Source organism: Lachnoclostridium phytofermentans ISDg, assembly GCF_000018685.1.
GTDB lineage: Bacteria > Bacillota > Clostridia > Lachnospirales > Lachnospiraceae > Lachnoclostridium > Lachnoclostridium phytofermentans.
In genome coordinates, this window is sequence record NC_010001.1 from 4,616,035 (window position 1) to 4,629,915 (window position 13,881).

Consider the following 13,881-nt stretch of genomic DNA (forward strand, 5'->3'; position numbering starts at 1 on the left):
TTCGTTTGATTACCTTATCCACTTGCATTCCCTCATTATATCACTAGCTTCAAGAAAAATGAATTGTTTCCTTCACTTTTATAGGTTTTCATCAACTACTTCAAAATTCAACTAGTGCAAACTAATTTGGTTTATTGTTGTAATGTCTTTCTGACTTAATCACTACCGTCACATGAAAATATCCTTCTTGCAATCAATACTTTATTCCATCATTCTCTATAATTTTACATATTTTTCTATTTTTTTATTGCTTTATACTTTAATTTATGTTAAACTTTATATGTATAAAATAATTTATTGAAGGGAGAATTTATATGAAAAAAGGATTTACCAAATTAATAGCTAGGGTATTATGTCTAGCTATGCTAGTAACATGTTGTATGCCTAGTGTTAAAGCGGAGGCTTGGGCAGGTAGTGACCATAAGACAAGTACAAAAAGCGTAATTGCTGATTGGGGAAAGGGTCTATCCTCTGATGATCGTACTTTATTAGAAATTGCATCAGCATGGTCAGATACCGCATATCCTGCAACATCTACAAATAACAAGCCTCTACACGGTTACATGAATTATTTGGCAGTGCTCGAATACTTATATACAATTGCTGTAAAAGTTAAGAGTACTACAGTAGAAAACGCTATCGCAAACACATTCTTTGTTGATAAAGGTGGGGTTATGACCGACGGCCAAATAACGGCGATAGATGATGCAATTAAAGCTATTACAAAAGATCCAATAAATGGTGGTAAAAACGAGAATAAAGCGATTAAAATATTAGGGCTTGCATTCCACTGTGCTGGAGATGTTTATGCTCATAGAACAATCGTCCCAGCTGATGCAGTGAATACATTTAATCTCGAAAAAACTCAATTTGTATTTGGTTCAGATCCAAAAACAGGTTGGACAAGTTATGAGAACTTTACAAACGGAGTCAGCAATGGAAAAGTTGAATTTTACGAGATTACCAAATATCGTAGCGGATCAAGTAATTATGAAGATAATATAGACTTTTATAGTATGAGATTTAAAGGTGCTACTTACGGTACCTGTAGTTTTTTAATGGATGGTTTTATGAATAATAGCTCTTTTAGTAGTTCATGGATATATAGTCAATCATCAGGCTTTGTTTATAAGTTGCACAACATGGCGTATTACTTAACTGGTAAGGGACAGGAAGTTAAAGTTTATAAATAATAACTTATATTCTTAACTCTAGGTTATTTGATCTTTATTATGGCGATTATATATAATTATATTTAAAAGGACCGTTGGAGATATAAAGTGGTCCCATGTCAAGCACATTTTATAACAAAAGGCATTAAATCTTAAATCTAAATCATGTATCTTTTCTGTAAGGATGAGATGCAGCAAAGATGAGCCAACATTAAATCCTATGAGATTAATGTTGGCTCATCTTAATAACTAATCTGTCTTAAGAACTTTAACAATCCTGCGGTATGGATTAGCTTTTTCTGATTGGACGAGATCTCCTTCTAAATTAAACAAGCCCTTTAATACTTAATTATTAAATATAGTTATTTATCCAATCCGAATTATTGCATTGGAAAAATTGTGGGTATTGTTTCATCATTTCCTTAACCTGATCTATTAAGTAATAAGAGTGCTCCTTTACAACTGCACGCATTGCTTCCACATCTCTTTTTCTTGCTGCTTCTACCATGCGCTCATGTTCTTCAATGATTTTTTGACTATTTCCTTCAATTTTTCCACACATCAGTCGAATACGATTATAATGAGTTGCTGTATCCTCAATCGTCTGCCAGGAAAGGCTTTCATCTGCTGTCTCAAAAATAAGCTGATGAAAACGGTTATCCTTTAAATAAAACTCCATAAAACGATCTTTATCTATATATCGTTTTTGCTTGTTAATTATTTCCTGTAGAGTATCTGTTACCAACTCACTGCATTTACGAATAAATTCATCAACTACTGCAGACTCCAAAGTTGTACGGATAAACCACTCTTCATGAATACGATCAATATCGATTTTAGATACCACGGTTTTTCTTTGCGGATATATCTCCACTAAACCTGATTGCTGAAGACGGACAACCGCCTCACGAACTGGTGTCCTACTAACACCATAGCGTTCCGATAATTTTTGAACACTCACATCGGTTCCAGGTTCTAACGTCATATTCATGATATCTTCTCTTATTTTATTGTAAGTAACATCATTTAATGAATTATGAATTATCTTCAACTATTAATCTACACCTTCCTGAACTTATTCCTATAATGTCATCATAAATTTTTCTTGCATTAACAGAACTATAGCTATAAAACAGTAATACATCCAATAGGAATGGAGAATAGCACAATCCATTTAATTCCCTGGTAAATGCCATAGCACCAATTTCACTAAGAGCACGTATCGTTGAATAGTATCGATACCCAAAAAGCTTCCATAGCACCACTTTTTCTGTTTGAGTATAGATCTCTTTTTCATATTTCTGTTCTAAAAAGTGAAAAATTTCGTGACCCAAGATAGTACTTATTATACTATCTTGTCGAAAAAGTTCAATCAGAATCGACTTTTCCTTATTAATTAACTGTATCGCTCTATGAATTGGCTCATTCATAATCTGTATTTGGTTCGGAGGTGTATACAATGCGAATAGTATATGTGAACCTGTTATCTCTTCTGACTTTTGAATTACCTGTAAGTCAAATTTTTTAGCAATCACATGTGGATCATTTGACCCGACCTCACGCAAGATAAGATGAGCATAATCTTTTCCACATGCAATCGCTTTTTGAATCATTTGAATTTTTTCTTCTTCTGTAATGCAACGCTTTAGCTGATCTCTTGAAAACGCATAGAGTCCCCAGGTTACATCATCAACCTCCATAAGATTTTGAATCATTTCTTCTAATCCTGGTTGCATCCCCTACTCACCTTCCTTGTGAATTACCCACTGTCGAAACCCAATGGGATGCGGTCTCCTTATTTCAAACAGCTCAGTGAAGTAACTTAAGACTGTTTTACATTTGCTGCTACAATAACTATCTCAGTTTCCGGTTCCAGGGTACATAATTCAATATCTAAAAGTAGCTCTAACTGCTCAAAGTCGTTAGCAGAAAAGTCCATAACACGTGCACCCATACACAAATAATAGTCTGGACGTGCGATCAATTCTGTATGATAAACTGCCATTTGATCCCAAAGCTTCTTTACTTTATCAAGATACTCTCCGGCTGTAGTTTTTACTACCATTGCACGTCCACGTTGTACCTTGATAAATCCTTTGTTATCAAGGATACGGACCGCGGTAGCATCCCCTGTATTTTCTGTTTTTTCACCAAAGACACTAAAGTATTTGGTCTTTTCTAAGAGAACAACTTGGTCTGTTGAAACTCGAAGGTCGTTTGCCGCTATCTGCTTTGCTTCCTCTTCATCACAAGCTTTTAATAAGTCTACTGCCTTAACTTCGGTAGAACCAGTAGCAATTGCTGTCACCTTAGAGGTTTGTGGATCAATATCAATGTGGATTTCAATACTTTCTGGAGTCGCACCACTTTCAATTGCTTTGTTCATCGCCTCCGCCTTAATAGAGCGAATAACCTCTTTTGTAGGATTTGGGATGATACGTTCCACTACGTCTCTTACCATAGATAATGCCACACCAATTGAGGAGATTACTTCCGCATTTTCCGGTATACTATATTTTAGTCCCATCTTTTCTGCGAAGTATACAATTAATGATGCTGCACCGCCACCTACACCCACAAGTGATATTTGATCTTTTTCTAATTTATATTTTTCTGCTAATGCCAATATGATTGGCTCAATCTTAGCATAGGATTTTTCCATTATTTGAGTTGCAATATCCTCTACCGTGGTTTGGCAATAATCTGCGAGTGCTTTTATCGCTTTTCTTGCCGCCTCTACGTTTCCATATGAGAAATGTTCTGGTTTTACTAAGCCTAATACATTTGCAGCGCAGGAATTTGTAATGGTAACTCTCTCTCCACTTTCCAGACGTACTGCCACGTAGTCCGCTGGATCACCAGGCTTTGGTGAGAAAAACTCAACTTTTGCACCTTTGATTTTCTCTGCTTCGGTAAATACTGAATAATCTAATCCTGCAATATGAGCGGATCTTGGGCCCACATCAATAACACCATTTTTATCTGCTCTTACCATAGAACCACCTGCAACTCCCAATACACGAACATCTAAGGAATTAATGTAGGTAGGGTGACCTCCTACGATAGAGTAATCAATCGCAGGTCTGCCGTTTTTAATAACACCTATATTCGTTGTAGTTCCTCCAACTTCAAAGTAAACACCATTGGAAGCTCTTAGATACATTAAGGAACCCATGACAGAAGCAGCAGGACCAGAAAGCATGGTTAGTACAGGGCGCCTTTTCATCTCCGCTATTTCCATAACGCCACCGTCACCTCTCATAATCATTAACGGAACGTTTACGCCTGCTTCTCTTACAGACCCTTCAGTTGAAGTTGCAGTATCTAGCATCTTAGGCAGGATACTAGCATTAATTGCGGCTGTTCTTGTTCTTCTGGTTAAACCATACAACTTCGTAATATCGGATGCTATCGTGGTCGGAATTTTACTTCTTGAAGCTATTTCATACACTAATTTTTCTGGTCCCGCATCATCTACACCAAATGCCATCGAAGATACTATAACCTGTGCGCCATCTGATACCATATCAGAGATAGCCTTTTCTACGGATTCCTCCGTCATTTTCTTTGTCTTTAGAAAACAATTTGATATTAGAATCTCTTTGTTATTTCCAAGGTCAATATTGGAGATCTGTGTCTGTTTTTTAGCAAGAAATCCTTCTAAACCGCCCTTGGCCATTCCTATAATTCCTACCTTAGCAACGTCGCCTTCAATCAGCGCATTCGTTGCCTGTGTAGTGCTGTGTGCCACAAAGATAACCTCTTCAGGGCTAATATTATTCTCCTCTAAACAATTTCTAAAAGACTTTACCACGCCAGCTGCTACTCCACGTGGGTCATCATGGGTCGTCTTTACGGATGACTTACCAATAATCTCATGGGTTACATTATCGATAGCAACTGCTTTGGTATGTGTTCCACCTACATCGATTCCCATTCTAACCATTCTGCTCATAGTTTCCTCCATTTCTCTGTCCATCACATGATGAGCCAACTAATCTTTTCTATCGTTAGTAATTGTAAGCATCAAGTCTTTTTTTCATACAACTAGCGCATACTATTTAAAATCAGTTTGTAAAACTGGCTGCTGTTGTAAGCAGCAGCCAGTTAAAATCTGTTCTATACTAGATGACCATACATAAAGAATACTAAAATACAGAGTACAATACCAATAATCCAACCAGCAGGTATTGACATCTTCATATAATCTTTCGTTGATACTTTCGTATATCCAAAGCCCCAAGCAACCCAGGACTGAGTAACGTCAAGATGCTGAGGTGCTACTGTAGTTATCGCAAACAAAGGATATAAAAATTGTACTGGCCAAGCTGTTACTGAAACTACTACCGCTAGGATAGCTGCTCCACATCCAACTAAGTTCATAGGACCACGGAAAAATCCTAATGGAGTTAAGAGTGCAAATACAATACATAAAACCAAGGCACTCGTTGGTATAATTCCCCCAAGTAATATTTTGAAGTATGGAGATGCATATTTAGCTGCATTGTTAAACATCGCTAAGGTTAATAAGAAACCAATCATTGGAGCTACATCAATAGCGCCATCTGCAAATTGCTTTGCAAGCAATCTACCGATATTAGTGAATCCACCCTTAAGTTTACCACAAGTTAATAATGCAAATAATCCAGAAATAATAAAGCCGAAGATAATTGGAATCTGAAATGCAACTACACCGATTACTGGAAGAATAACTGAAATCCAAGAAATTACTGGTGCGTTTTCTGTATTACCGGTATCTGCTGTTGCAGCCCATGCATGAGATAACTTCTTCTTGTTCATAAATATGTTCGCTACGACAAGAACAACAATTAAGGAAACAACCATAGCAATAATACCGAATTTAAAGTATGCGTTGTAATCGTAGTCTGCATAACTTGGATTTGCAGTAGCAAAAATTTGTTGATATTGTTTAAAGTTTACGATATTCCCAAAGATACCTGCCATAATGGAACCCATAAAGGAGAATAAAGCAATTGGGGATGGTATCCCAAGGGAAAGCATAATTGGTAAAACAATAACTGCGATAGAAATAACTGGTCCAATACCTGTCATAGATGTAAATATTATGGATGTAACGACACATAATAGAGTCATTGTTACTCTAGGTTTATCACCACCTAATTCAACAACCTTTCGAATCAGCGTTGCTGCAATACCAGTGTCGATTAAGATACGTCCAAAAAATGCTCCAAAGAAAATATTAACTAGAATTGACTTACCATAGTTTTCTGGTCCTGTCTGAAATACATCCGTTAGGACATCAATAACTTTCTTTCCCTCCATAGATGCATTTGGTGCAATTGCGTTTCCAATTAGCGCAAGAGCTACCCAAAATACAGACATAGAAAAGAACCCCACCATCAGATTATGTCCCTTGACGCAGTACCATACTAATCCAAAAAATGATAGGACCATGATGATACCAATAATAATGTTTACTGCTTCCATAAGAGTATCCTCCTTATAAAGTTTGAATTGAAACAAATAGAGCAAATTTTTGCCTTACTTGTCCTATGTATATCTAACATGCTATTTCTTCAACTAACATGTTAGTTATCTTAATTGCATACTAACATGTTAGTTGATGCTTGTCAATATGTTTTTGTTTGTTTTGTATATTTTATTTTATTTATCTATGAACTCTATAGTAACTTTACACATCTTATAAGTGCAATTACACCGAATAAAGTATCATTTATTTCTAATAACAAAATATAGCTTAACAGAAGTTATTCCTAATCTTTTGCACTTTGAATCTGATTATTGAAACATGATTTTAATTCGAATATATAAAACATTAGTAAATACCAGTTGTAAGTAAACAACTATTAGCCGCTTCCCCATTAAATATCGTCTATTTTTCCTTTTTTAATTGCGTTGCGATCATCTTTTATATTATGCATAAAATAAGACCTTCCATACTTGAAAGGTCCTGTAAATCATATTAATCCTAATTTATTAGTTTTCCGTCTGTCTTTATTTTACTATAGCATTAAAACTTTATCTGGTACTATCATGAAATAATTTTCTGTGGTACTAATAGTCAAATAGCTATTGTCCCCTATTAATCTGCATTTCCTATACTCAACAAATGTATATTATTTCCTAGATTAACTCCATACCAAAGGTTATCGTTATTTATGTGAATGGTTTGATACCATGCATCATCGATTGCATTTTCCTTTAAATTATTGTAATTAAATCCAGCCACTCCAAATCCAGCAATAGAAATAAGAGCACCTGCTAGATTTTGATTTATTTAAGACTAGACCCACAATATTCGCAGACCGCGTCCGCTCCGAGAACAATCATATTCCTAGCTCCACAGCTTTTACACTCAAAAACCCCTGGCTGACTTTCAACCGAAGGTGAAGAACCCTCTAATTTCGTTACTTCACCTGTTTCCGAAATACCAGCCATCCTTAGCGTATTCTCCACAAATTTAGCAATATCCTCCGAATCACTATTCACATTTATAGTATTACCTTCACCAAATATTTTACCAAACTTCCTCTGCATATTATCCATCATTGCTTCTACTTCAGGACTATTATCAGATACTACTTTGCCATTCATAATCACAGTCTGCGTTCTAAACGTTGTGCTTGACTTATCATTATTCTTCTTAAAAATCGACATGATCTTCTGCCTTTCTAAATTCTATTTTACTTCCACTTCATCATCGATCCACAATATTCACAATTTACAGCAGAACCTTTTAATATCCTATTAGATGCCCCGCAGTTTTTGCAGTTTACTTCAACGTATTCGTCCAATTTTGGCTCGTTAACCGATTTTATATTTGATCTAGCATTTGACTCTAATATTGGCTTCTCGGTCCTATAGTTTTGAGAATGTTGATTATAATCTTTATTATTTTTATCTACATAATCGGTAAATCCCATTTGAACTATACTATCCAAGTCTTTCTTTACTGAATCTAATGGCCTCCTTAATACAAGTGCTAACTGTTCAACGGAAAAGGTTGGGTTCTGCCTACGGTGCTGCGCACATGTATAATATACCCTAGTCAGCCGTTTTCGCTGGAGGCCTCTTTTTAGCATTTTAACAAATAAAAGAAATATAATCAGAATAATAGATGTCGCACCAATTCCTGTTGTATTTTCTGGGCCTAACATATCCATAACACACCCTATTAATGTTAATCCAAAAACAAATGAGCAGAAGCCACCTATTGCAATTTGTATTAAGCCAATGACATTGTTATTATAAACCTTTCTATTTACCATCTTTTTCCGAAACAATTTATATTCCTCCTGCCTTAATCATGCTCATCTCCATTGCTCTCTTTTTTATGAGAACCATAATATCATCAATTAATTTTCCCGCTGCTCCGGCCGATTCTTCCGCATTACTTTCTATCAGTTGCTGAAGCTCTATAAGCTTAACAGCAATCACATCATCAGTTGCTACTGTTACCGATACATCACAAAAACGAATTCCATCATAAAGCTTGTTAAGTTTCTGAACCAGCGTACCATTTCTATTGATATTCTGGATGACAACAACCGTATTTAATAACCCCTGCATCTTATTAACCGAATCTAAGACATATTCATTCACCTTACCCACGTGAAGGCTAAAATTATACAATAACAGAATGGTAATCAGATACGCAGCAAATAATACAATTTGAATTGAAAGTAAATATTTTGCGCCTCCTCTGATAACTACCATATAAAGGATTGAAATAGCAATGGATAAGATGGTATAAAATCCAATGGCACTATACATTCCGGGATATAAAACAATAAACTTCTGATTTCCTCTCCCTCTCTGCATAAAAAGAAGTCCATTCATAAGTATCAATTCTGCTGCTATAATGAAAGCAAATCCTAACCAATCGATCAATACTCTTTTCTCAGTCAGTATGAAAAACAATACAATCGTAGTCAAAATAAGGATTAAGCTAATCATACCTATCATATTTCTATTCTGAGTTTTCATCCCATTTCCCCCTTAACTTAGTTTTTCTCCACATTCCGGACAGAATTTAGGGCTGCCTTCAATTACAGTTTCACATTTTGGACATTTCTTTACTAAAGGAGTACCACATTCTGGGCAGAATTTATGCTTTTTACTATGAACAAGATTACCGCATCCCGGACAAGGAATCGGTAATTCGTATCCGCAGGAAGAGCAATTGGTTGCACCATCCGGTATATCTGCTTTACAGTTAGGACATGGGTTGTATCTATTTCCGCATTCCGGACAGAATTTCGTATTTGCGGAATAAAACGCCCCACAATTATCACATTTTATCGTATTACTATTCTCAGATTCCGTTTTACTAGTATCATTCCCACAAGAAGGGCAAAAACGAGTACCTGCCTCAATCGCCGCATGGCACTTTACACACTCCTTCTTATTACCACCTTTTGTATTCAATGCATTTGAAACAGAGCCAAACTGGGTACCGATTGCATTTCCCACATTGATCCCCATTCCTAATCCCATCCCGGCACCCATAATACCGGATGAAACTCCACCTTGGTTACTTGCTGCACTCTCTAACGTATCGAAGGAACGCTGCTGTTGATAATCATAACCTATAATATTCATTTCAGCGCGCTTGGCCAAAGCATCCTTTAGCTTCTTTACTGCTGTATCCTCCTCTGGTACATTAATATCATTTACATAGAAATTTGTTAAACCAATACCGTACTCATCCATAGTCGGCTTGATCCGCTCTACTATATAATTTGACATTTCATCAAGATATGCATTGATTTCCAATACACTTATCTTCTTCTGAATGAGATAGGAAGAAATGGTATCTTTCGCCATTGTCAGATACAGTCCTCTAAAATACTGCAAAATGTTATTATCGTCAAACACATTTAATGTTCCCACTAATTTTATCAAGAACTTCTTAGAATCTTCTATACGGATACCAAATTGCCCATAGGAACGAACCGGTATAAAAATCCCATATTTAGGATCCTGTATCTGTATTGGAGATGTTGTACCCCATTTAATGTTCAAAGAGTAAACCTTATTTACATACCATACTTCAGCACTAAAAGGAGACCTTCGTCCGAAGGGGAGATTAATAATATTATTTAATAAAGGTATATTTGCAGTTTCTAGTGTATGCCTTCCACCTCCGAAAACATCTAATGCCTTACCACCTTTAAACAGAACAGCTTCCTGCGATTCATTTACAATTAATTGCGTCCAGGTTCCTAATTCATTATTTGGATACTTCCATGCAAACACATTCGGTGCTCCATCATATTTAACTACTTCAACGATTGCCATATATCATTTCCCCCATATGTAGTAATAATAAATTTATTGTTGTTATCCTAAATTGTATATTAATATTATGTGTGTTATATAAACCTTATTATACCACTTAGGCCAATATGTGACAATCGTCCTAGAGTATTAACATAAAAAACTGTACGAAAAAGCCGCTGCACAACCTAAGTGAAATATTTCACTCTGGCCATGTAACGGCTTCATTAATAAAATTAATCTAATGTGTAAGGCATTAAAGCGATGTGACGAGCACGTTTAACAGCTACTGTAAGAGCTCTCTGGTGCTTAGCACAGTTTCCAGTAATTCTTCTAGGAAGAATCTTACCTCTTTCGGAAACGTATCTCTTTAACTTATTTACATCCTTATAATCGATCTCTTTGTGATTCTTGTCTGCACAGAAAGCACAAACTTTCTTTCTTCTACGGGTCATACGTCTCTTCATAGGAGCGTCGCCCTTATCGCCTTTATCTTGTCTATTAAAAGCCATTTTTATTTCCTCCTTATTCGATACTGTAGACTTTCATCTACGATTCTGTTCTTATACATATCAGGATTTGCTTGGGTATTAGTTAAATGGTAACTCCTCGTCTATCCCGTCTGGAATGTTCATAAAACCATCACCAACAGCTGCACTTGGAGTAGGTCTTGCAGATGGCTGATATCCACCAGACTCACTGCCTGATGCATTTTTACTTTCTGCAAATTCCTGCTCGTCCACGATAACCTGAACGCTGTAGACCTTCTGGCCATCTTTGTTCGTATAATTATCCTGTTGGATTCTGCCGGAAATTAAGATACGAGTACCTTGTTTCAAATATTTTTCTGCAAACTCAGCATTTCTACCAAAAGCAGTACAGTTAAAAAAGTCTGCATCTGGCTCGCCTTCCCTCTTAAAGGAACGGTTTACTGCTAAGGAATATCTTGCAATTGCAAGAGAATTTGCTCCTTGAGAATATCTGATTTCTGGGTCTCTGGTAAGTCTACCCATTAAGATAACTTTGTTCATTTAAGGATAACCCCCTTTGTTATGCGTCCTGTCTAATGCATAAAAATCTGATTACATTCTCCATAATACGAATTCTTTGTTCAACTTCGCTTGGAGTTGTAGAATCACCATCGAATTTGATGAAATAATAATAACCTTCTTTCATCTTCTGGATTTCGTAAGCAAGTCTCTTCTTACCCCAATCATCAACGTTAGTAATGTTACCGCCGAATCTAGTAATAAGCTCTTTTACAGCTTCCACTGTAGCATTCTTTGCTTCATCCTCGATTTTTGCATTTACAACTAAGGCTAATTCATATTTGTTCATAGTTGCGTGCACCTCCTTTTGGTCTCTGGCCCTCTTTTTTAAGAGAGCAAGGAATTAATATACATATCACAATTCGATATTATATCATAATAAAAATGCTTGTGCAAGCCACAATTTACAGGAAACTTTGAAAATCATGATAGAAAATTTATTGTTTTTCTATACAAACTGCCCACAACTTGGGGGTAACCCAGTAGTTGTGAGCAGCTATAGATGTTCATTCTGTGTGTACATTATCCAAGTACGAATGAAAGCTCATTCATGAAAACATAGAGCATACGATGCTATCTCGCTTACTATATCTGTTGGAATACTTGAATGTGAAGCTACACTTATAAGTGGTGGAGAGCAAGTGACTTACTTAGGAAGCATGTCACTTACTAAGTATTGTTTTAACAAAATTATTAATCTCTGCTTTATCCGCTAACACACTAGTCTTTCCATATTTCATTGCCACCACGATTTTGTTTTTATTACAATTCTATTTCTCTATTACTATTTTTCTCCGGGTATTACCTGACGTATTCCCTTTTCTACCTGTTTTCTTGGAAGCATTACTTGATGACCACAACCTTTACATTTTAAACGAAAATCAATTCCAACTCGTAATATCTCCCATTCATTACTACCGCATGGATGTGGTTTTTTCATTTTAATACTATCACCAACTTTTAAATCCATCAATAATCACCCTTGCTCCTTATTCCTCATACTAACTGTGTTGTAAAAATATAAAACTATTATAGCATACGAAGGTTCCATCAGCAAGGCTACATCTTCTTTCTCAAAGTAACAAAAAAATGTATTGCTATTTCTTTTTCTATGTAGTATTATCATACCTAGTATATAGTATTGATTACTACATATAATATTATCAGTTACTTTGACACGAGTTACTTATTACCATGGATAACATTGGTAATCTTAAAGTAAAACAATCTGTAACATAAAAAGAAAGAAGGATGATTCTACTATGGAAATGAAAAGACAAGCTACAGCCAAATTCAAATTTAAAGACCCTGGAAGTGCTATTTCGCACCTTATCTTTACGATTATTGCATTAATTGCAACGCCTCCACTTTTACTTAAGGCATATCATATGCCTGGACATATTCCGCTATTGTCCATGATTTTATTCCTGCTTGGAGTTGTCTCTTTATATAGTGCAAGCACGATATATCACTCCTTCGATATCTCCGAGGAGATTAATACAAAATTACGAAAAATAGATCATATGATGATTTATGTTTTAATAGCTGGTTCCTATTCACCTATCTGCTTAATTGCTCTGGGAAATAAAACAGGTCTTGTTCTTTTTATCATCATTTGGTCTCTTGCACTCCTTGGAATCTTCCAAGCACTTTTCTTTATTCACTGTCCAAAATGGGTAAGTTCAACTATTTACATTGCGATGGGATGGAGCTGTATCTTTTCCTTCACACAATTAGTTAGCTCTCTTTCAAGACCTGCTTTCTTGTGGCTACTTGCCGGCGGAATTATTTATACAGTAGGTGGTGTTATCTATGCATTGAAGCTTCCAATTTTTAATGGACGCCATAAAAATTTTGGATCACATGAAATTTTTCATCTATTTTGCATTGGTGGTACACTTTGTCATTATATCTTGATGTATTACTTAGTCTAGATTTCATATTATCCGAAGCACCATTACATGCCATAAATAAAACAAGGGTGCTGCCCAAACGACCGGTCGTTACCGATTGTGTGGGCAGCACCCTTTGATCTATGTCAAGCAACCGAACATAGGTGGTTTTTTAATAAGTGGTAATCCGGGAGGGGGACCTCCACGCATATCCAATAGATCGAAATCTACTGACATCCACAGCATCTTGACTACAATAACCCTTTTGCTGTTGTTCTGTCGCATGAAAAAGAACGTAGGAAGAGTTCGGTTGCTAATTTTTTTAGATATGTACCACTTGTTTACCACCTTCCATAACATATTATATGCAAAAGTTAAGAAATTATTGCTCTTATAATAAAGAATGTGCATGGCAGATTCTCCACGCACGAGCAGGTCGTAAAGTAACATAAAAACACTTGGTTGGACAGACATTTTCACACTATC

General features: G+C 36.0%; 14 protein-coding genes. 2 read left to right on the forward strand and 12 right to left on the reverse strand.

The genetic code is table 11. From position 1 onward, the window contains the following. The first annotated feature begins 314 nt into the window (after positions 1 to 314). Positions 315 to 1,193 carry a hypothetical protein gene (locus CPHY_RS19485; protein ID WP_012201758.1) on the forward strand — a complete coding sequence of 293 codons (879 nt, stop codon included), beginning with the start codon at positions 315 to 317 and terminating at the stop codon, positions 1,191 to 1,193. 331 nt (positions 1,194 to 1,524) lie between these two features. Here CPHY_RS19485 and CPHY_RS19490 read toward each other — a convergent pair whose 3' ends face one another. The 12 genes from CPHY_RS19490 to CPHY_RS19545 all read right to left on the reverse strand — a co-directional run bounded on the left by CPHY_RS19490 (position 1,525) and on the right by CPHY_RS19545 (position 12,473). Next, positions 1,525 to 2,223 (reverse strand): GntR family transcriptional regulator, encoded by a 699-nt coding sequence (locus CPHY_RS19490; protein ID WP_012201759.1) that lies wholly within the window; start codon positions 2,221 to 2,223, stop codon positions 1,525 to 1,527. After that, positions 2,207 to 2,908 (reverse strand): hypothetical protein, encoded by a 702-nt coding sequence (locus CPHY_RS19495; RefSeq protein ID WP_012201760.1) that lies wholly within the window; start codon positions 2,906 to 2,908, stop codon positions 2,207 to 2,209. Before CPHY_RS19495 ends, CPHY_RS19490 begins: the two co-directional genes overlap by 17 nt. Before the next feature lie 86 nt (positions 2,909 to 2,994). Continuing rightward, complete coding sequence (locus CPHY_RS19500; RefSeq protein WP_012201761.1) at positions 2,995 to 5,127, reverse strand: hydantoinase/oxoprolinase family protein; 2,133 nt, start codon at positions 5,125 to 5,127, stop codon at positions 2,995 to 2,997. Positions 5,128 to 5,291: 164 nt separating this feature from the next. Next, positions 5,292 to 6,641 (reverse strand): V-type ATP synthase subunit I, encoded by a 1,350-nt coding sequence (locus CPHY_RS19505; RefSeq protein ID WP_012201762.1) that lies wholly within the window; start codon positions 6,639 to 6,641, stop codon positions 5,292 to 5,294. A gap of 807 nt (positions 6,642 to 7,448) precedes the next feature. Continuing rightward, positions 7,449 to 7,832, reverse strand: a complete 384-nt coding sequence (locus CPHY_RS19510; RefSeq protein WP_012201763.1) for a hypothetical protein — start codon at positions 7,830 to 7,832, stop codon at positions 7,449 to 7,451. Between the two features lie 26 nt (positions 7,833 to 7,858). Continuing rightward, positions 7,859 to 8,458, reverse strand: coding sequence for a hypothetical protein (locus CPHY_RS19515; protein WP_012201764.1), 600 nt, complete (start codon positions 8,456 to 8,458; stop codon positions 7,859 to 7,861). Between the two features lies 1 nt (position 8,459). After that, complete coding sequence (locus CPHY_RS19520) at positions 8,460 to 9,161, reverse strand: hypothetical protein (RefSeq protein ID WP_012201765.1); 702 nt, start codon at positions 9,159 to 9,161, stop codon at positions 8,460 to 8,462. A 12-nt stretch (positions 9,162 to 9,173) separates the two neighbouring features. Next, positions 9,174 to 10,475 (reverse strand): SPFH domain-containing protein, encoded by a 1,302-nt coding sequence (locus CPHY_RS19525; protein WP_012201766.1) that lies wholly within the window; start codon positions 10,473 to 10,475, stop codon positions 9,174 to 9,176. Between the two features lie 215 nt (positions 10,476 to 10,690). Continuing rightward, complete coding sequence (gene rpsR, locus CPHY_RS19530) at positions 10,691 to 10,966, reverse strand: 30S ribosomal protein S18 (RefSeq protein ID WP_012201767.1); 276 nt, start codon at positions 10,964 to 10,966, stop codon at positions 10,691 to 10,693. 78 nt (positions 10,967 to 11,044) lie between these two features. Beyond that, positions 11,045 to 11,485, reverse strand: coding sequence for a single-stranded DNA-binding protein (locus CPHY_RS19535; RefSeq protein WP_012201768.1), 441 nt, complete (start codon positions 11,483 to 11,485; stop codon positions 11,045 to 11,047). A gap of 19 nt (positions 11,486 to 11,504) precedes the next feature. Then, positions 11,505 to 11,792 (reverse strand): 30S ribosomal protein S6, encoded by a 288-nt coding sequence (gene rpsF / locus CPHY_RS19540; RefSeq protein WP_012201769.1) that lies wholly within the window; start codon positions 11,790 to 11,792, stop codon positions 11,505 to 11,507. A 495-nt stretch (positions 11,793 to 12,287) separates the two neighbouring features. Continuing rightward, a complete protein-coding gene (locus CPHY_RS19545) occupies positions 12,288 to 12,473 on the reverse strand; it encodes a DUF951 domain-containing protein (RefSeq protein ID WP_012201770.1) in 186 nt (61 codons plus the stop codon). Between the two features lie 292 nt (positions 12,474 to 12,765). Here CPHY_RS19545 and trhA point away from each other — a divergent pair, with 292 nt between their 5' ends. Next, positions 12,766 to 13,437: a PAQR family membrane homeostasis protein TrhA gene (gene trhA / locus CPHY_RS19550; RefSeq protein WP_012201771.1), complete on the forward strand. Its 672-nt coding sequence runs from the start codon at positions 12,766 to 12,768 to the stop codon at positions 13,435 to 13,437. The last annotated feature ends 444 nt before the right edge of the window (positions 13,438 to 13,881 follow it).

Coding starts and splice junctions, on each gene's coding strand:
- CPHY_RS19485 (WP_012201758.1), top strand. CDS start 315: ATGAAAAAAGGATTTACCAAATTAATAGCTAGGGTATTATGTCTAGCT.
- CPHY_RS19495 (WP_012201760.1), bottom strand. CDS start 2,908: ATGCAACCAGGATTAGAAGAAATGATTCAAAATCTTATGGAGGTTGAT.
- CPHY_RS19500 (WP_012201761.1), bottom strand. CDS start 5,127: ATGAGCAGAATGGTTAGAATGGGAATCGATGTAGGTGGAACACATACC.
- CPHY_RS19505 (WP_012201762.1), bottom strand. CDS start 6,641: ATGGAAGCAGTAAACATTATTATTGGTATCATCATGGTCCTATCATTT.
- CPHY_RS19510 (WP_012201763.1), bottom strand. CDS start 7,832: ATGTCGATTTTTAAGAAGAATAATGATAAGTCAAGCACAACGTTTAGA.
- CPHY_RS19520 (WP_012201765.1), bottom strand. CDS start 9,161: ATGAAAACTCAGAATAGAAATATGATAGGTATGATTAGCTTAATCCTT.
- CPHY_RS19525 (WP_012201766.1), bottom strand. CDS start 10,475: ATGGCAATCGTTGAAGTAGTTAAATATGATGGAGCACCGAATGTGTTT.
- rpsR (WP_012201767.1), bottom strand. CDS start 10,966: ATGGCTTTTAATAGACAAGATAAAGGCGATAAGGGCGACGCTCCTATG.
- CPHY_RS19535 (WP_012201768.1), bottom strand. CDS start 11,485: ATGAACAAAGTTATCTTAATGGGTAGACTTACCAGAGACCCAGAAATC.
- rpsF (WP_012201769.1), bottom strand. CDS start 11,792: ATGAACAAATATGAATTAGCCTTAGTTGTAAATGCAAAAATCGAGGAT.
- CPHY_RS19545 (WP_012201770.1), bottom strand. CDS start 12,473: ATGGATTTAAAAGTTGGTGATAGTATTAAAATGAAAAAACCACATCCA.
- trhA (WP_012201771.1), top strand. CDS start 12,766: ATGGAAATGAAAAGACAAGCTACAGCCAAATTCAAATTTAAAGACCCT.